25 protein-coding genes are annotated in these 16,387 nt (G+C 46.9%); 20 read left to right on the plus strand and 5 right to left on the minus strand.

Going from position 1 to position 16,387, the window contains the following annotated elements; genetic code table 11:
* The 9 genes from P9687_RS14885 to P9687_RS14925 all read left to right on the plus strand — a co-directional run.
* Positions 1-185, plus strand: a 185-nt coding sequence (locus P9687_RS14885; RefSeq protein ID WP_328228914.1) for a DHHA1 domain-containing protein, incomplete at its 5' end; no start/stop codon positions are given.
* Between the two features lie 144 nt (positions 186-329).
* Positions 330-602: an IreB family regulatory phosphoprotein gene (locus P9687_RS14890; protein WP_013859754.1), complete on the plus strand. Its 273-nt coding sequence runs from the start codon at positions 330-332 to the stop codon at positions 600-602.
* Positions 599-1,015: a Holliday junction resolvase RuvX gene (gene ruvX / locus P9687_RS14895; protein ID WP_014097922.1), complete on the plus strand. Its 417-nt coding sequence runs from the start codon at positions 599-601 to the stop codon at positions 1,013-1,015. Before P9687_RS14890 ends, ruvX begins: the two co-directional genes overlap by 4 nt.
* Before the next feature lie 12 nt (positions 1,016-1,027).
* Positions 1,028-1,333, plus strand: a complete 306-nt coding sequence (locus tag P9687_RS14900; protein ID WP_013859752.1) for a DUF1292 domain-containing protein — start codon at positions 1,028-1,030, stop codon at positions 1,331-1,333.
* 189 nt (positions 1,334-1,522) lie between these two features.
* The gene (gene mltG / locus P9687_RS14905; protein ID WP_061577082.1) at positions 1,523-2,623 is read left to right on the plus strand and encodes an endolytic transglycosylase MltG; all 1,101 of its coding nucleotides are present in this window, start codon (positions 1,523-1,525) and stop codon (positions 2,621-2,623) included.
* A gap of 101 nt (positions 2,624-2,724) precedes the next feature.
* Entirely contained in the window at positions 2,725-3,366 is a 642-nt protein-coding gene (locus P9687_RS14910; RefSeq protein ID WP_046720709.1) for an O-methyltransferase, read from the plus strand.
* Between the two features lie 5 nt (positions 3,367-3,371).
* Entirely contained in the window at positions 3,372-4,007 is a 636-nt protein-coding gene (udk, locus tag P9687_RS14915; RefSeq protein ID WP_013859749.1) for a uridine kinase, read from the plus strand.
* 153 nt (positions 4,008-4,160) lie between these two features.
* Complete coding sequence (gene greA / locus P9687_RS14920) at positions 4,161-4,631, plus strand: transcription elongation factor GreA (RefSeq protein ID WP_013859748.1); 471 nt, start codon at positions 4,161-4,163, stop codon at positions 4,629-4,631.
* 171 nt (positions 4,632-4,802) lie between these two features.
* On the plus strand, positions 4,803-5,417 hold the full coding sequence (locus P9687_RS14925) for a DUF1510 family protein (protein WP_014097925.1): 615 nt from the start codon (positions 4,803-4,805) through the stop codon (positions 5,415-5,417).
* 17 nt (positions 5,418-5,434) lie between these two features.
* Here the strand turns inward: P9687_RS14925 and P9687_RS14930 are convergent, their stop codons facing one another.
* The gene (locus P9687_RS14930) at positions 5,435-5,641 is read right to left on the minus strand and encodes a YrzA family protein (protein ID WP_014097926.1); all 207 of its coding nucleotides are present in this window, start codon (positions 5,639-5,641) and stop codon (positions 5,435-5,437) included.
* 116 nt (positions 5,642-5,757) lie between these two features.
* On the opposite strand from P9687_RS14930, the gene mtnN reads away from it, so the two are divergent.
* The 5 genes from mtnN (at position 5,758) to ahpF (ending at position 9,996) form a co-directional block, all read left to right on the plus strand.
* On the plus strand, positions 5,758-6,450 hold the full coding sequence (gene mtnN, locus P9687_RS14935) for a 5'-methylthioadenosine/S-adenosylhomocysteine nucleosidase (RefSeq protein ID WP_046720710.1): 693 nt from the start codon (positions 5,758-5,760) through the stop codon (positions 6,448-6,450).
* An 88-nt stretch (positions 6,451-6,538) separates the two neighbouring features.
* A complete protein-coding gene (locus P9687_RS14940) occupies positions 6,539-6,817 on the plus strand; it encodes a YrhC family protein (protein ID WP_230951705.1) in 279 nt (92 codons plus the stop codon).
* Between the two features lie 374 nt (positions 6,818-7,191).
* Positions 7,192-7,335: a YrzI family small protein gene (locus P9687_RS14945; protein ID WP_080952222.1), complete on the plus strand. Its 144-nt coding sequence runs from the start codon at positions 7,192-7,194 to the stop codon at positions 7,333-7,335.
* A gap of 526 nt (positions 7,336-7,861) precedes the next feature.
* Positions 7,862-8,425, plus strand: coding sequence for an alkyl hydroperoxide reductase subunit C (gene ahpC / locus P9687_RS14950; RefSeq protein ID WP_061566155.1), 564 nt, complete (start codon positions 7,862-7,864; stop codon positions 8,423-8,425).
* A gap of 14 nt (positions 8,426-8,439) precedes the next feature.
* Positions 8,440-9,996, plus strand: a complete 1,557-nt coding sequence (gene ahpF / locus P9687_RS14955) for an alkyl hydroperoxide reductase subunit F (protein WP_328228576.1) — start codon at positions 8,440-8,442, stop codon at positions 9,994-9,996.
* 58 nt (positions 9,997-10,054) lie between these two features.
* Here ahpF and P9687_RS14960 read toward each other — a convergent pair whose 3' ends face one another.
* On the minus strand, positions 10,055-10,255 hold the full coding sequence (locus P9687_RS14960) for a hypothetical protein (protein ID WP_017550582.1): 201 nt from the start codon (positions 10,253-10,255) through the stop codon (positions 10,055-10,057).
* 62 nt (positions 10,256-10,317) lie between these two features.
* Here P9687_RS14960 and sigK point away from each other — a divergent pair, with 62 nt between their 5' ends.
* A complete protein-coding gene (gene sigK, locus P9687_RS14965) occupies positions 10,318-11,043 on the plus strand; it encodes an RNA polymerase sporulation sigma factor SigK (protein ID WP_013859739.1) in 726 nt (241 codons plus the stop codon).
* Positions 11,044-11,081: 38 nt separating this feature from the next.
* On the opposite strand, the gene pssA is transcribed toward sigK, so the two are convergent.
* From pssA to P9687_RS14980, 3 genes are all read right to left on the minus strand, one after another.
* Entirely contained in the window at positions 11,082-11,621 is a 540-nt protein-coding gene (pssA, locus tag P9687_RS14970) for a CDP-diacylglycerol--serine O-phosphatidyltransferase (protein ID WP_017550581.1), read from the minus strand.
* 94 nt (positions 11,622-11,715) lie between these two features.
* Complete coding sequence (locus tag P9687_RS14975) at positions 11,716-11,856, minus strand: sporulation histidine kinase inhibitor Sda (RefSeq protein ID WP_013859738.1); 141 nt, start codon at positions 11,854-11,856, stop codon at positions 11,716-11,718.
* 436 nt (positions 11,857-12,292) lie between these two features.
* Positions 12,293-13,204 carry a cation diffusion facilitator family transporter gene (locus tag P9687_RS14980; protein ID WP_035184543.1) on the minus strand — a complete coding sequence of 304 codons (912 nt, stop codon included), beginning with the start codon at positions 13,202-13,204 and terminating at the stop codon, positions 12,293-12,295.
* A gap of 202 nt (positions 13,205-13,406) precedes the next feature.
* On the opposite strand from P9687_RS14980, the gene P9687_RS14985 reads away from it, so the two are divergent.
* From P9687_RS14985 to P9687_RS15005, 5 genes are all read left to right on the plus strand, one after another.
* Positions 13,407-14,105, plus strand: a complete 699-nt coding sequence (locus P9687_RS14985) for a VIT1/CCC1 transporter family protein (RefSeq protein ID WP_014097934.1) — start codon at positions 13,407-13,409, stop codon at positions 14,103-14,105.
* Between the two features lie 86 nt (positions 14,106-14,191).
* Positions 14,192-14,602, plus strand: a complete 411-nt coding sequence (gene crcB / locus P9687_RS14990) for a fluoride efflux transporter CrcB (RefSeq protein WP_046720712.1) — start codon at positions 14,192-14,194, stop codon at positions 14,600-14,602.
* A gap of 17 nt (positions 14,603-14,619) precedes the next feature.
* Positions 14,620-14,985, plus strand: a complete 366-nt coding sequence (gene crcB / locus P9687_RS14995; RefSeq protein ID WP_014097936.1) for a fluoride efflux transporter CrcB — start codon at positions 14,620-14,622, stop codon at positions 14,983-14,985.
* Between the two features lie 139 nt (positions 14,986-15,124).
* Positions 15,125-15,703: a LemA family protein gene (locus P9687_RS15000; RefSeq protein WP_035187894.1), complete on the plus strand. Its 579-nt coding sequence runs from the start codon at positions 15,125-15,127 to the stop codon at positions 15,701-15,703.
* Positions 15,703-16,387: TPM domain-containing protein (locus tag P9687_RS15005; RefSeq protein WP_328228915.1), on the plus strand; the 685-nt coding region annotated here is incomplete at its 3' end. The genes P9687_RS15000 and P9687_RS15005, both read left to right, overlap by 1 nt.

Below are 16,387 nucleotides of genomic sequence, written 5' to 3' on the forward strand. Positions count from 1 at the left end.
TTGCTGGCGTCACCAAAGACCTTGTCGCAAAAGGGTACCATGCCGGGAAGCTAGGAAAGGAAGTGGCATCGCGCTGCGGCGGCGGTGGCGGCGGCCGTCCGGACATGGCGCAGGCCGGTGGCAAACAGCCTGAACAAATTGATGCCGCATTACAAATTGTAGAAGAATGGGTAAAATCCGTTTGATTCAAGCAAAAAGTAGTGTACAATGAAACAAAGCTGGTTGTTTACACGGATCGTTTTCAGGCAGAAAGCGGAAAATGCACCTTCAAAATTTGTGTAAACCGGAACATCTAAAAAGCCAAGCTTTAGTAGAGAGGTGCTGCGATAATGAGCTCATTCGATGAAACGATGAGGTTTAATTTTCCGGAAGAACCGACGGAACACGAGGTCAAGGAAGTTTTGCTCCATGTATACAGCGCGCTCGAGGAAAAGGGCTATAACCCGATTAACCAGATTGTCGGATACCTCCTCTCGGGCGACCCGGCTTATATCCCTCGCCATCAGGATGCCCGGAATATGATTCGCAAACTGGAACGGGATGAAATTATCGAAGAACTGGTCAAATCGTATTTGAAACAACATCGCGGGGGATCAAATTGAAAATTATGGGCCTTGATGTCGGTTCGAAAACCGTCGGTGTGGCGGTCAGCGATGCCCTGGGCTGGACTGCCCAAGGCATCGAAACGATTGCCATCAATGAAGCAAAGGGCAAATTCGGTTTCGACAGGGTCGCTGAACTCGCGCAAATCCACGGCGTCGAAAAAATTGTCGTCGGATTCCCGAAAAATATGAACAACACGATCGGCCCACGGGCAGAGGCCTCAAAGGTTTATGCCGAAGAATTAAAAAAACGGCTCAATCTGCCCGTTATTTTATGGGACGAACGTTTAAGCACGGCACAAGCGGAAAGAATATTACTGGAAGCCGATGTCAGCCGTAAAAAAAGGAAAAAAGTAATTGATAAAATGGCGGCAAGTGTAATTTTGCAAGGATTCCTTGACAGCCAAACTTAACGGGGTGAAGAAATGACACATAACCATGAACATGACCACGAAGACCACCAGCATATTACCGTAGTGGACGAAGACGGAAACGAACAATTGTATGAAGTGCTTTTTACGTTTGAATCCGAAGATTTCGGAAAATCGTACGTCCTGTATTATCCGATTGGTGCGGAAGAAGACGAGGATGAAAGCATCGAAATCCATGCTTCCGCCTATGTAGAAAATGAAGACGGCACAGAAGGGGATCTCCAGCCGATTGAAACAGATGAAGAGTGGGAAATGATCGAGGAAATGCTGAATACGTTTCTCGATGAAGAAGAAGCATAAACGCATCTTGAACATGCACACGGGACAAACCGTGTGCTTTTTCCGTCTGCCGGAATGGAAGACTTTCCCTTTTGAAAAGAAAATGAAATAAAACTTGGCGAAATTTGTAGTATAATGGACAGGAAAAAAGTCGAAAATGGCTTTCTGTACTTGTTTTAAGATTTTTCTTATTGAGAGGAAGATTCTGTTTTGGCCGGAAAGAAAAATCCGTTTCAACTGTTGCTTCAAAAAATGAAGCAGAAACCGAAATTATGGATAGCCGCATGCATCATCATGCTGGCTGTTGTTGTTTTTGGAGGGGCTGCCCTTTTTTACGTGTCGGCGCTGAAACCGGTGGAGCCTGGAAGCCATAAGACAAAACTCGTCACGATTCCGCCCGGCTCCGGGGTAAAAGAGATCGGGCATATTTTGCAAAAAAACGGGATCATCCAAAATGCCTGGGCTTTTGCAATTTATGCGAAATCCCACCACCAGTCGGGTTTAAAGGCCGGCACCTATCAAATGTCGCCGTCCATGGATACGAGCGAGATCGTCAGCAGCATGCAAAAAGGCGGCATTGCCATGATCCGCTTTACCGTGCCGGAAGGGGCCGGCCTTGAGGAAATTGCGGAGATCATCCAAAAACACAGCTCCTTCCGGAAAGAAGAGGTGCTCAAGCGGGCAGATGACCCTGCTTTTGTACAACATTTGATGAAAAAATATCCGCGCCTTGTGACAAAAGAAGTTTTCAATCAGCAGATCCGGCATCCGCTCGAGGGCTACTTTTTTCCGGCGACCTATTCGTTTTATGATCAGCATGTGCCGCTTGATGCCGTACTGGAAACGATGGTGGCTAAAACAAATGCGGTTTTTTCCGCTTACGCCGGGCAAAGCACACAGGCCCGTTTAACGCCGCACAAACTGCTTACGATGGCTTCACTTATCGAGGAAGAAGCAACTGAAAAAGCGGACAGGGCAAAAATTTCAAGCGTCTTTTACAACAGATTAAAGAAGAACATGCCGCTGCAGACGGACCCGACCGTACTGTATGCTTTAAACCGGCATAAAGAAAAAGTGACGTATAAAGATTTGCGGGTGAATTCCCCTTATAACACGTACAAACATAAAGGCCTGCCGCCGGGCCCGATTGCAAGTCCCGGAGAACAATCGATTAAGGCTGCGCTCAAGCCCGAAAAAACCGATTACCTCTATTTTCTTGCAAATGTGGATACAGGAAAAGTCTATTTTGCCAAGACATTGAAGGAACATAATGCTTTAAAGGAAAAGTACATTGCGAAGGCGAAACGGTAAACATTCGCTTTCCCGTTTGAAATGTGCTACGATAATAAGCGGAATTTTTTTGAGAAGCAGGGAGAAGTTATGGAAATGTGTTTATGCCGGAGGGCCCAGCGATGAACGGCCCGGTCGAAGCGTATATAGAACAGTTGATGCAAAAGAAAGATCCGCTTTTTGAAGAAATGGCGTCTTTTGCAAAATCAGAGCATATTCCGATTATGGATCCAATCGGAATGGAAACACTCTGCCAGTTGTTAAGGATTCAAAAGCCGGAAAGCGTGCTTGAAATCGGGACGGCGATCGGGTATTCGGCCCTGAAAATGGCAGATGCGCTTCCGGATGTAAAAATCGTCACCATTGAACGCGAAGAAGAAAGGGTTGCCCAGGCAAATGCGTATTTTGCCCGCACCCCTTTATCCCGGCGGATCCGCCTGCTGAAAGGGAATGCACTTTCTTCTGACGTCATCCAAAAGACCCGGGAACTCGGCCCGTACGATGCGATATTTATTGATGCGGCAAAGGGGCAGTACCGGAAATTTTTTGATTCGTTTACGCCTTTTCTGCGGGAAAAGGGATGTGTATACACGGATAATGTGCTATTTAAAGGCCTTGTGATACAAGACTTCATCGCAAAGAAGCAAGTCAGCAATCTGGTGCGGAAAATCAGAAGCTACAACGAATGGTTAATGCAGCATGAGCAATTTATCACCGCGATTTTCCCCGTCGGAGATGGATTGGCAGTCAGTATAAAGAGGTGAAGGAAATGGAACGAAAGCCGGCTGTGATCGGCGTGGCCGGGGGCTCCGGGTCCGGGAAGACAAGCGTAACCCGGGCGATTTACGAAAGCTTGAAGGGACACTCCATTCTGGTGCTTGAACAGGACTTTTACTACAAAGATCAAAGCCATCTCCCGTTTGAAGAAAGGCTGAAAACAAATTATGACCACCCGTTTGCATTTGACAATGACCTGTTAATTGAGCATCTGCATAAACTGCTTTCTTATGAGGCAATTGAAAAACCGGTTTACGATTTTTCCAAACATACGCGCGCTAGCCGCACCATCCATGTGGAACCGAAAGATGTCATTATTTTGGAAGGCATTTTAGTATTGGAAGATGAGAGATTGCGCAACTTAATGGATATTAAGCTGTATGTCGATACCGATGCCGATTTGCGGATCATCCGGCGGCTTGAACGGGATATCGAAGAGCGCGGCAGGACGCTCCAGTCGGTCATCGAGCAGTATATTACGGTGGTCAGGCCGATGCACAACCAGTTCATCGAGCCGACAAAAAGATATGCGGACGTCATTATCCCGGAAGGCGGGCAGAACCGGGTGGCGATTGATTTGGTCGTGACAAAATTGCAATCCATCCTTGAACAAAAGTCTTTTTTGTAATACGATTATTTAGAATACATGGTGAGCGCGCCGGAATCTTTTCGGCGCGCTAAACAACATGGTGGAAAAAACACAGCCGCTTGCAGAAAGCGTCATCTTGTATGTTGAAACGCATACACATTTGATAACTAAGAGATATAGGAGTGAAGGGATTTGGCTCAGGAAAAAGTTTACCCGATGACCCAGGACGGGAAAGAAAAATTGGAACAGGAACTGGAATATTTAAAAACGGTCAAACGGAAAGAAGTCGTCGAACGGATAAAAATTGCCAGAAGTTTCGGGGACCTTTCCGAAAATTCCGAGTACGACTCCGCGAAAGAAGAACAAGCTTTTGTGGAAGGCCGCATTACGACGATTGAAAACATGATCCGCAACGCGAAAATCATTGAAGATGACGGGACAGATACGGTATCGCTCGGAAAATCCGTTACTTTTGTGGAACTACCGGACGGGGAAGAAGAAACGTACACGATTGTCGGAAGCGCTGAAGCCGATCCGTTTGAAGGAAAAATTTCAAACGATTCCCCGATTGCAAAAAGCCTGCTCGGGAAAAGCGTCGGAGAGGAAGTCACGGTTCAGACGCCGGGCGGGGATATGAGAGTCAAAATCATCTCGATTCAATAATCCGGAGCGGGTGCGCAGGTGTTCCAAGGTGCAAGTTGTAAAGGATACGGCCTGCTGCAAACGCTTATCACATCCGGATTGCGGTGGGCCATGCCCGCCGAATTTTCTTTGTGCGCCTTTTCGATTCGGTAAAACCGTGGTATGATAAGGCCATGAAGTGGAGGGATGACCTTGCCTGAATTTTACAGCCGTGAAGAACGGAAACAGGCCATGCAGCAGTCAAAACGGCGGAAAACAAACATCATTTTAAATACACTGATTGTGATTGTCATCGCGCTTATTTGTATTGTGGCTTACTCCATTTTTTTCGCCGGGAACGACAACTCAAAACCGGCACCGAAAGAAAAGAAAGCGGCCGTAACAAAGACTGCTTCATCCGGCCATGAAACGACATCATCTCATACATCCAAAAAAACGGCGGACAAAGACAGCAAAAAATCAACCCGTAAAGTGGAAAAAAGCAATGAACCGAATGTGAAAGAAGTCATTACCGATTCTAGCTGGAAACCGGTCGGAACCGAACAAACAGGCGGACATGTCTATTCCGCCTCGTCCACTTCCCTTGACTGGAAGGAAAAGCTTAAGGCATTGTCGTATGCAACAGGCATACCGGAAGACAATATGACGGTCTGGTTTTTGGAGCATGGGGCAACGACCGATGAGGCGATCGGGACGGTCTCCGCGAAAAATGCCGATACGACCTACCGTGTTTATTTGACATGGGTGGACGGAAAAGGCTGGAAACCTACAAAGATGTATGAATTGATCGAGAACGATAAAAAATAAGCGGCCGTCTGTGCCGCTTATTTTTGTGCCGTAAAATGGACGACGGCGGAATAATGGGGTCTGCCGTCCGCGTCAAACTGCATTTGGTGGGAAACGGACGCCACCCGGAGCAGCAGGGTTTTATTGGCTTCGATTTGATCATTGATTTTTTTCTCGAGCGCCTCAAGCCGGTCCGCTTCGAAAAATTCAATCTTATCCTCTATCCTGTCAAGCTCAAATGCCATTTTCGTACACCTCCATGTTCATCGTATCAGACGTTGTTTTTTTGGCAAGCCGTATCCACTTCTGCTTTTTTGCTATATAATGGGGATTGGAACTTTTGGACGAAAGAGGGAGTCATATGAAAATTGGAATCATCGGCGCAATGGAAGAAGAGGTGTCGATTTTGCGCGGGCAGATCGAGCACCCGCAAGTTAAAACGATTGCCGGTTATGAATATACGGCGGGAAAAATGAAAGGGAAAGATGTCATCTTGCTCCGATCCGGCATCGGGAAAGTGAATGCTGCGCTTTCTACCGGCCTTTTGCTGCAAACATACGCGCCGGATTGCTTAATCAATACCGGTTCAGCAGGCGGCGCAAACCCCGCCCTTCACGTCGGCGATGTCGTCATTTCAACGGAAGTGCGCCACCATGATGTCGACGCGACAGTATTCGGCTATGAATACGGGCAAGTGCCGCAAATGCCGCCCGCTTTTTTGGCGGATGAGAAACTTGTCCGGATTGCGGAAAGCTGCGCAGGGAAACTGCCTGGCATTAAGGTTGTGAAAGGATTGATTGCTACCGGGGACTCGTTTATGGATGATCCTGCGAAAACGGCGGCTGTAAAGGAGCACTTCCCGGAAGTGCAGGCGGTGGAAATGGAAGCCGTTGCCGTCGCACAAGTGGCATGGCAATTTGGCATCCCATTTGTGATCATCCGCTCCCTTTCCGATATTGCAGGGCAGGAGTCCGGGATCTCTTTTGATGAATATCTTGAAACGGCGGCCGTGAACTCTGCCCATCTTGTCACGGGTATTGTTGAAAATCTGTAGATCCATTTTTTTCCTTCCTTTCCTGTAATTACTTGTCTTTTTTATGTTTTATCTGTGATAGAGTAGGTTTAGCAGATTGATAGAAAGGGTGAGGCGGTTGAAGAAAGCGAAATCGATGTACGTGAAAATGGTGGATTTTAAAATGTACGGCATCGTGCTGCTTGCTGTGACGGGCTTTTTATATTTGGGTGCGGTGATGCCGATCGAAGGGAAATCCGAACTGGGGACAAAAATTTTACTCGTTGCTTCAAGCGGGTTTGTTGCCGTATCTGTTTTGTTTTTCTCGATTTCACGAGCTTACCATAAACGGCTTTTAAAAAGCGAAGAAGGCGCACAGCTTTTACAGCGGAATAATCGCAAATCATAATTGAAAAGGCAGGGACCTTTGTAACCCGGGCGGTGCAGTAACGAAGCACACGGTTGTCCGGCATACAAGGTTTTCGGCCTTTTTTTATTTTTTTGCCAATTTGCGGTTTACAAACCCGCCGGAATTGGATATACTTTCCTATGTAAGCAAATTCAAAGGAGGTTGAAGAACATGGCATACACAATCCTATTTTCTGCAGTTGCAACTGAACATGTTCTGCATCCGCTCCGTATCGGTTTGAATTTGCGCTGATTTTTTAACTTGACGCACAAGCCGCAGGATGCATTTGCCTGATCCGTGCGGTTTTTTTCCGGAAAGCCGCGGGATCATGCCTGTCCTGCGGTTTTTTTGCGCCCTTAAGGAGGTGGAAAAATATGACACTCAATTTAATCTTTATTACCGTCACGATTAAACGGCTGAAAAAGACGGCAGAACAAAGGCAGCGTGATGAAGAAGTTTTCAGGCTGTACGATGAAATGAATACAAAGCGTGAGGCATTCCAAGCAAGGCATTTTTAAGCTGAAAAAACACCTGAAGAAAGGAGCGGTTGACGATGGCCCGTTATCAGAAACGTTTGGACTTTATCTTTATGGAGACAGATTCCACCTAGCAAAACCGGATCAGGGGATGGCGCTATGTTTTTGCATATTTTGATTTTTACCGCTGTTTTCCACAGGCGGAAAAGAAAAAGCTGATGGCTCCGGCCACCGGCTTTTTTGACATCTATCTATTGAAAAGCATTCTCAATACTGAAATGGGAGAGCGGCGGTCTCTGGGCGTAAAAAATTTCAATTATCTGCCCTGATTTTCAATTACAGAGGTGAAAAAAAGAGGCGGAAACAGCATAAAAAACATAAATATCATGGTTTTATGACTATATCATATAAAATCAGGAAACGATAAAATAGAAAACCGGGTGTAATTGCTTGACACGAAATTAATTCCATATAATAATTGGTATTGAATTAAAATGATTATTGTTTGCTGGCCTGATCAGTGAACGATGATCATTTACCACAAATGATTTTAAGGAGGAATTGCACGATGTCCCTTATTGGCAAAAAAATTGAACCATTCAAAGCACAAGCATACCGCAACGGTGAATTTGTCGAAGTGACGGATGAAAATTTCAAAGGAAACTGGAGCATTGTCTGCTTCTATCCTGCTGATTTTACATTTGTCTGCCCTACTGAACTGGAAGATCTTCAGGAAAATTATGCCGCTTTAAAAGAACTCGGCGTGGAAGTCTATTCGGTTTCAACAGACTCTCATTTTGTTCACAAAGCATGGCATGATCATTCTGAAGCGATCAGCAAAATCGAATACACCATGATCGGCGACCCGACACAAAAACTCACCCGTATGTTTGATGTATTGCGCGAAGAAGAAGGCGTTGCTGACAGGGGCACTTTCCTGATCGATCCGGACGGCGTCATCCAAGGGGTTGAAATCAACGCTGACGGCATCGGCCGTGACGCAAGCATATGGATCGACAAAGTCAAAGCCGCACAATATGTACGCCAGCATCCAGGTGAAGTATGCCCGGCAAAATGGAAAGAAACGGGTGAAACACTGAAACCAAGCCTTGATCTTGTAGGCAAAATCTGAGGAGCTGAACCGATATGATACTGGATGAAGAGATTAAAGCGCAACTGGCCCAGTATCTGCAAATGATGGAGGGCGACGTTCTGCTGAAAGTGAGCGCGGGATCCGATGAAACATCACGGAACATGCTCGAACTGGTTGACCAATTGGCCGCCATGTCGCCCCGGATAAAAGTGGAAAACACAAAACTCGACAGAACCCCGAGTTTCAGTGTAAACCGGCCGGGAGAAGATACCGGGATTGTATTCGCAGGCGTGCCGCTCGGGCATGAGTTTACATCGCTCGTTCTGGCCCTGCTGCAGGTCAGCGGCCGCCCTCCTAAAGTGGATCAGAAGGTCATTGACCAGATTCAAAGCATAAAAGGCGAATACCATTTTGAAACCTATGTCAGCCTGACTTGCCAGAACTGTCCTGTTGCGGTACAAGCTTTAAACATCATGAGTGTGCTCAATCCAAATATCACGCACACGATGATTGATGGGGCTGCGTTTAGAGAGGAAGCGGAAGGAAAAGGCATTATGGCCGTCCCTTCCATTTACCTGAACGGCGAATTCTTTGAAAGCGGACGGATGGAAGTGGAAGAAATTCTTGCCAAACTCGGCAGCACAGCGGATCCGTCCGAGTTTGAAAAGAAAGACCCGTTTGATGTGCTCGTTATCGGCGGGGGCCCGTCCGGCGCAAGTGCAGCCATTTATGCGGCGCGCAAAGGCATCCGGACAGGGATTGTCGCTGAACGTTTTGGCGGGCAGGTTCTCGATACAGTCGGCATTGAAAACTTAATCGGCACGAAGTATACGGAAGGCCCGCAACTTGCTGCAAACCTTGAAGAACATGTCAAACAGTATAATGTTGATATTATGAATCTGCAACGTGCAAAAAGGGTCGAAAAGAAAGATCTCGTTGAGGTGGAATTGGAAAACGGGGCTGTATTAAAGAGCAAAACCGTGATCATTTCCACCGGTGCACGCTGGCGCAACATCAACGTGCCGGGCGAAGCAGAATTCAAAAACAAAGGTGTGGCCTATTGCCCGCACTGTGACGGGCCGTTGTTTGCCGGTAAACATGTCGCCGTAATCGGCGGGGGCAATTCCGGCATTGAAGCGGCCATTGACCTTGCCGGTGTAGTCAAACATGTAACCGTCATTGAATTTATGCCTGAATTAAAGGCGGACCGTGTGCTGCTTGAGCGCGTTTACAGCCTTCCAAATATGACGGTTGTAAAAAATGCGCAAACAAAAGAGATTACCGGCACGGATAAAGTGAACGGCATCACATATATTGACCGTGCAACCGGGGAAGAACACCATATTGAACTCGAGGGTGTGTTTGTCCAAATCGGCCTTGTCCCGAATACCGAATGGCTTGGTGATACAGTGGAACGCACACCGCGGGGTGAAATTGTGGTGGATAAGCGCGGCGCGACCAGTGTTCCGGGCGTGTTTGCCGCAGGAGACTGCACCGATAGCGCTTATAAGCAAATCATTATTTCGATGGGGGCCGGCGCGACAGCTGCGCTCGGTGCTTTTGATTACATCATCCGGGAAACAAAAACGGATGAAGCTGTACACAGTTAAGGAATCTGTTCAACCCAACCGCATTACAGCGCGCTGTAATGCGGTTTTTACATGTATGTCACTCCTTGGGCGGAAGGCCGCGTATTTTACGAAACGCTTCCCGAGAATAGTGGCTGAATGCCGCGATCAAACAGCCAACTTTATCATCCCTTGCAAAAATAAAAGCTCCCATCAGCCGTTTTGCGATTTTGAGACAACTTTTTTTGTTTTTTAAGTGTCGTGCAATATTTACCAGCCGTCTTTTCTTCGGGACAGACACAATTCCGCCTCCTTGTTCATATGTTTGAACTATATAGGCTCAAGCCTAATGGAGGTGGAAGGATGTCGGGGATCTTAACAGCGGTAAGCTATATGATGAAAGAGCTTGTTTTTTTGGTTTCCTATGTGAAAAACAATGCTTTTCCACAACCTCTTTCGGCAAGCGAAGAACGGAAATATTTGAAGCGGATGGCGGAAGGCGACGCGGATGCCCGGAATATTTTAATCGAACATAACCTGCGGCTTGTAGCGCACATCGTCAAAAAATTTGAAAATACCGGTGAAGATACAGAAGACCTTATCTCGATCGGAACAATTGGCCTCATCAAAGCAATTGAGAGCTATTCGGAAGGGAAGGGGACAAAACTTGCCACTTATGCAGCAAGGTGTATAGAAAACGAAATCCTCATGCATTTAAGAGCTTTAAAGAAAACAAAAAAAGATGTTTCGCTGCATGACCCGATCGGCCAAGATAAGGAAGGAAATGAAATTTCGTTAATTGATGTTCTCCAGTCTGAAGCGGAAGACGTATTTGACACGATCCAGCTGAATATGGAGCTGGAAAAAGTGAAACAATTCTTTGACATATTGGATGAACGCGAAAAACAGGTGATCATCGGCAGATTCGGCCTGAATTTAAAAAAGGAAAAAACACAGCGCGAAATTGCGAAGGAGCTCGGCATTTCAAGAAGCTACGTATCCCGTATTGAAAAGCGGGCCCTCATGAAAATGTTCCACGAATTTTACCGGCTTGAGAAAGAAAAAAGAAAGGAACAAAACGGCGAATAATGAAAAAGGCACATTGCAAAATTTGCAGTGCGCCTTTTTCATATTTTTTTTAACTTAAACGGCGCCACCATCAGGACCGACAACAGCACCATCCACACAAACAACCAGAAGTGGGTGACATAAGGAACGGCAAAAAAACCGGCCGTTACACATAAGCCTGCCACGGGGATCGGAAGCCCGTAAAAAAATCCCTCTTGCTTGCTGATATTAAACCGGGCGAGCCGGATCATCCCGCAAAGCATATAAAAAATGGCGGCCAACATACCCGGAACCCCGTACAGGCAAAACAGCGCTGTATGGATCAGCATGGCAGGCGCGGCGCCAAACGAAAGCAAATCGCAAAGGGAATCAAGCTGCTTGCCAAGCGCGGATTCCATTTTTAACTTCCTGGCCAGTTTCCCGTCATAGCGGTCGAACAATACAGCGGCAAAGATCAAGGCTGCGGAAACCGCCGGCTGATGATTGCCGCAATAAAAAAGCGCTGCAGCACCGCAGCATCCGTTTGCCACTGTCAATCCATTGGCGGCTTGCGATTTTATAAAATTCAAGATAGCATCATACCAATGATCAAAGTCCACCCCCGCAAACCTCCCAACTGCCATTTATTTATATATATATTCAAGAAAAAAAGGATTGATCACACAAAAAAAGCCACATATCAAGCAAAAGTGGCTAGGACGTTGCTTTGATTTTATGGGTCAGGGACCGGCGTTCAATCTCTTTTTCAATCAGCTTCACAAACTCGGCACTTAATTTCAGCTCTTTTGCTTTATAATAGGACTCGATCAATAGTTCATCAGATAACTTATACATCTGTACCACCTCCGAAAATGTTGTTCTTTTTTTTAAGCATCCTGCGTATCATAAAGAGAGAGTATTTGTATTCTTACTTTACCAAATTTAGCCTTGCGGAACAAGCGTTCTTTTATCCACAGTAAAATGTTTATATCTTGTGGGTAAATTGTTTATAAACGTGAGAAGGCCTGGTGTTACTTTGTGCAAAATGTGTATAAGAATATCCACAGCAACGGAGAATGTAGAAATCTGTCGAAAAGTTTTGTGCTTTTAAAGGGACAAAAAAAAGACTGCGCAGTGGCAGCCTTTTTTCTTTTGCCGGTACAAAAGGAAAATCCGGGCAAAAGGCGTATTTATGAGGTAAACCGCTTGCTTCCATCGGGGTTTTGCATGCTGGATCCGGCTTCATGTGCCGGGCATGCTTATTGAATTGCCGTAAGTTTTGTTTTCCGGTTTAAACTTTGTTGTCCGGCGCCAGGCCGCAAACATATGTCCCTTTTTCAATTTGGATGGTAGCGTGTTCGATCCCGAATTTGTCATGCAGTTCTTTTTCCAGTTTTTCAAGCAGCAGGTCGTTGTCTTCAATTTGCGAACGGACAATATGGACCGTCAATATCGTTTCTGTCGTGCTCATTCCCCAGATATGCAAATCATGGACGTTGAGCACGGTCGGAATTTGTTCTAAATAGGTTTTAATCGCATCAGCATCAACGCCTGCAGGCACCGCATCAAGCGAAAGGTCGGCTGCTTCCCGCAACAGGCCCCATGTCCCCGCAAAAATCACAATCGCAATAATGATGCTTGTAACCGGGTCGACCCACTCCCAGCCTGTAAACAGGATAATCGCACCTGCGATGACAACGCCGAGAGAGACAAGCGCATCGGCAGCCATATGCAGAAAAGCGCCGCGGATGTTGAGGTCCGTTTTTCTTCCTGACATAAACAGTAAAGCGGTAATGGTATTAATAACGATCCCGATCACGGCAACGATCATGACCGTTTTGCCTGCGACAGGTTCCGGATGGGCAAAACGCTGGATTGCCCCGAGAAAAATCGCGCCGATCGCAATCAGCAAAATAATCGCATTTAAAAGCGCAGCCATCACGGATGATTTTTTATAGCCGTATGTGCGCTTTTTTGTCGGCAATTTTTTGCCAAGCCAGACAGCGGCCCAAGCAATGATGAGCCCGAGCACATCGCTCAGATTATGGCCTGCATCCGCCAACAGCGAAAGGGAATCGGAAAAGAAACCGTAAATGGCTTCAACCGCAACAAAAAGAATATTCAGCCCGATGCCGGCGGCGAAAGCTTTTCCGTATTGTGCCGGTTCATGGTGATGGTGTTGGTGTCCATGGTCGTGTGACATTTTATTGGCTCCTTTTACACATGCTGTCCAAAAGCCGGGAAACAGGCTTTTGGACGGACGTCAGTTGTTAAGTTCATTATATGCGTATCTCTAAAGTTTGCAAAGAAACTTTTACAAGAAAGTAAACTTTATGTTCATTTTCGCCCATTTCCGGCTTGAAATGCTACAATAAGACCTATAAAGACAGAAAGGAAGAGAAGGAATGCCGGAATATGAACATGTTGAGGAACATTTCCAGGCATCTGACACCGTCCGTGATATTGTGATTGGCATGTCAGACGGGCTGACTGTGCCGTTTGCACTCGCAGCAGGATTATCCGGTGCAGTGGATTCGCCGGTGCTCGTTCTCGCGGCCGGCGCGGCGGAAATTGCGGCCGGTTCCATTGCCATGGGGCTTGGCGGATATCTGGCAGCAAAATCGGATGCCGAGCATTATTATAGCGAATTAAAAAGGGAATACCGGGAAGTAGAAGAGGTACCGGAACGGGAAAAAGACGAAGTCCGGGATGTATTTAAGGCATATGAGCTGAAACCGGAACAAATCGAAGCAATCGTCGATAAAATGGCGGAAAACCCTGATAAATGGGTGGATTTTATGATGAAATTCGAGCTGGGGCTTGAGAAGCCGGAAAAAGGGCGGAGCTTAAAAAGTGCGTTAACGATTGCCTTGTCTTATATTGTGGGCGGGCTGATCCCGCTTTCCCCTTACTTTTTTGTCACCCGGGCATCACAGGCCTTGCTTGTTTCCGTCCTGGTGACGCTCGTTGTTCTGTTTATTTTCGGGGCGGTGAAAGGGCGGTTTACCGGTTCCAATGTGTGGAAAAGCGGGCTTGAAACGGTTGTGATTGGTGGTTTGGCCGCTGCCGCTGCGTTTGGGCTGGCAAGGCTTTTGACAAAATAAAACGCACTTTAAGAACGGCACGGGGAACTCTTTTCACGAAAAAACAGTGGGGGGAGCCCATGCCGCAATGGACTGGAGGGAGCTGTATGTTATATATTTGGGTCGGGGTTGCCGGTATTTTCGGTGCCTTGGCACGCTATTATTTCGGCATATGGATCGGCATGTACACGCATGCCGTTTTTCCATACCCGACACTTGCGATCAATCTGGCCGGCTGTTTTCTGCTTGGCTGGCTTACGATGCATATATTTCAGTCTAAAAAGATTCATCCGTATGTTGTAACCGCACTTGGCACCGGGTTTGTCGGTTCCTTCACCACATTTTCGACTTTCAGTGTGGAAACGGTGCAGCTGATCCGGCAATCGCATGCGTTTGCCGCGATGTTGTATGTTTTCTGCAGTTTATTTGGCGGCTTGTTCATGTCATGGGCCGGCTTTAAACTTGGCGGAATACTGCATTCGCGGGCTAAAGGCAGAGTCGGTTCAGATACAGCATAAATAAAGGAGACGGATTCATGGTTTTAAACGGCATCTTTATCGCAATTGGCGCCTTTTTCGGGGCGGTTTCCCGGTTTTCTCTTTCGCGGTGGATCAACCGGGCCTTTCCGGCAAAATTCCCGCTGGCCACATTTTTCATTAACCTTTCGGGCTCATTTATGCTCGGCCTTCTGTTCGGTGCTGGTGCCGGGAGTTCGTGGCGCCTGCTTCTCGGGACCGGCTTTTTGGGTGCCTTTACAACTTTCTCCACTTTTAAACTTGAGAATATTCAGCTGCAAGCAGACAAAAAATATCATATTCTTGTCCCGTACCTTGTGTTGAGCTATCTGTTCGGCATTGCCCTGGCATTTTCAGGCATCCTGCTCGGAAAATATTTTACATGAAGCATGAAACTTTTGGGCAGGCACTCCGTATCTTAATGATAGACGGCCGGTACATGTTTTCTTTTTATTTGCCGAGCCTGGTATTTCAATGCTCTTGACAGGGTATTGGATTTATAAGCATAAATGAGGAGGATTGTATATGAAGAAGTGGATGCCATGGCTGATTGTGGCCGCCATATTGGTGGTTCTGATCGTCAGCGTTTTTACAAGTTATAACAGCTTGGTGAATGCGGAAGAAAATGTAAATCAATCTTATTCGCAAATTCAAAACCAGCTGCAACGGCGGACGGATTTGATCCCGAATCTTGTGAACACCGTCAAGGGCTATGCTTCCCACGAAAAAGCGGTGATAGATGACGTCTCGAAAGCCCGCGCACAATTGGCCGGGGCGAAAACACCCGGAGATCAGGCAGCGGCAAACGACCGCCTGGACAGTGCGTTGAGCCGGCTGTTGGTGGTGGTTGAAAAATATCCGGATTTAAAAGCAAACCAACAATACACGCAGCTGATGGATGAGCTCGCCGGCACGGAAAACCGCCTTGCTGTGGCGCGCCAGGATTACAATAGCGCCGTTGCCACGTATAACAAAAAGATAAAAAGAATGCCTGGCGCACTGATTGCCGGCCTGTTCGGTTTTGAGGAAAAGGAATATTTTAAAGCGGATGAAAGTGCAAAGAAAACCCCGAAAGTTGATTTTGGGAACAGCAGTGATCAGTGATGAAAAAGGCCGCGCTTATTACAGCCGTTTTTCTCACCTTTCTTTTTGCCGTGTGCTCGGCCGTTTCTGGTGTGCACGCTGCGACGGACATTCCGGAACCGGTTGGAGACATCTATGTGCAGGATTTTGCCGGTGTGCTGACAGACAGCCAAAAACAGGAGCTCGTTTCACTCGGCAAGCAGCTGGATGAGCAAACAAAAGCGCAAGTCGCGGTTTTAACTGTGAACACGATCGGGAAAGACACAACCATTGAAGCGTACGCCAATAAAGCTTTCCGCCAGTACGGGCTCGGCAATAAATCCATGAACAACGGGGTATTGCTCGTACTGGCAGTAAAAGACAGGAAAATCAGAATTGAAGTCGGGTACGGCCTGGAGGGAGCGCTTCCGGACGGAAAAGTAGGGCGGATCCTTGATCAGTATGCCATACCGTATTTGAAAGAAAACAAGCCCGATGCGGCGGTGACCAATACGTATAAGGAACTTGCCACCGAAACGGCGAAAGAGTACAATGTGGATCTTCAGGCCCATCCAAAGGCGTATGAGCAGCCCTCTTCCAGCCAGGCTTCCCCCTTATCGTTCTGGAAACAGATTTTAATCGGGCTTGGGATCCTTATCCTGATTTTCATTGATTTCAAGTTTCTCGGCGGAACCATGACGTATTTTCTGCTGAATATCCTGATGA

The organism is Weizmannia sp. CD-2023 (genome assembly GCF_036225245.1).
Taxonomy (GTDB): domain Bacteria; phylum Bacillota; class Bacilli; order Bacillales; family Bacillaceae_C; genus Weizmannia; species Weizmannia faecalis.

What these genes read in the sequence shown, in the direction of transcription:
- P9687_RS14890 (WP_013859754.1), top strand. Translation starts at nt 330, where the DNA reads ATGAGCTCATTCGATGAAACGATGAGGTTTAATTTTCCGGAAGAACCG.
- P9687_RS14900 (WP_013859752.1), top strand. Translation starts at nt 1,028, where the DNA reads ATGACACATAACCATGAACATGACCACGAAGACCACCAGCATATTACC.
- P9687_RS14910 (WP_046720709.1), top strand. Translation starts at nt 2,725, where the DNA reads ATGAACGGCCCGGTCGAAGCGTATATAGAACAGTTGATGCAAAAGAAA.
- udk (WP_013859749.1), top strand. Translation starts at nt 3,372, where the DNA reads ATGGAACGAAAGCCGGCTGTGATCGGCGTGGCCGGGGGCTCCGGGTCC.
- P9687_RS14930 (WP_014097926.1), bottom strand. Translation starts at nt 5,641, where the DNA reads ATGGCATTTGAGCTTGACAGGATAGAGGATAAGATTGAATTTTTCGAA.
- mtnN (WP_046720710.1), top strand. Translation starts at nt 5,758, where the DNA reads ATGAAAATTGGAATCATCGGCGCAATGGAAGAAGAGGTGTCGATTTTG.
- P9687_RS14945 (WP_080952222.1), top strand. Translation starts at nt 7,192, where the DNA reads ATGACACTCAATTTAATCTTTATTACCGTCACGATTAAACGGCTGAAA.
- ahpC (WP_061566155.1), top strand. Translation starts at nt 7,862, where the DNA reads ATGTCCCTTATTGGCAAAAAAATTGAACCATTCAAAGCACAAGCATAC.
- ahpF (WP_328228576.1), top strand. Translation starts at nt 8,440, where the DNA reads ATGATACTGGATGAAGAGATTAAAGCGCAACTGGCCCAGTATCTGCAA.
- sigK (WP_013859739.1), top strand. Translation starts at nt 10,318, where the DNA reads ATGTCGGGGATCTTAACAGCGGTAAGCTATATGATGAAAGAGCTTGTT.
- P9687_RS14975 (WP_013859738.1), bottom strand. Translation starts at nt 11,856, where the DNA reads ATGTATAAGTTATCTGATGAACTATTGATCGAGTCCTATTATAAAGCA.
- P9687_RS14980 (WP_035184543.1), bottom strand. Translation starts at nt 13,204, where the DNA reads ATGTCACACGACCATGGACACCAACACCATCACCATGAACCGGCACAA.
- P9687_RS14985 (WP_014097934.1), top strand. Translation starts at nt 13,407, where the DNA reads ATGCCGGAATATGAACATGTTGAGGAACATTTCCAGGCATCTGACACC.
- crcB (WP_046720712.1), top strand. Translation starts at nt 14,192, where the DNA reads ATGTTATATATTTGGGTCGGGGTTGCCGGTATTTTCGGTGCCTTGGCA.
- crcB (WP_014097936.1), top strand. Translation starts at nt 14,620, where the DNA reads ATGGTTTTAAACGGCATCTTTATCGCAATTGGCGCCTTTTTCGGGGCG.
- P9687_RS15000 (WP_035187894.1), top strand. Translation starts at nt 15,125, where the DNA reads ATGAAGAAGTGGATGCCATGGCTGATTGTGGCCGCCATATTGGTGGTT.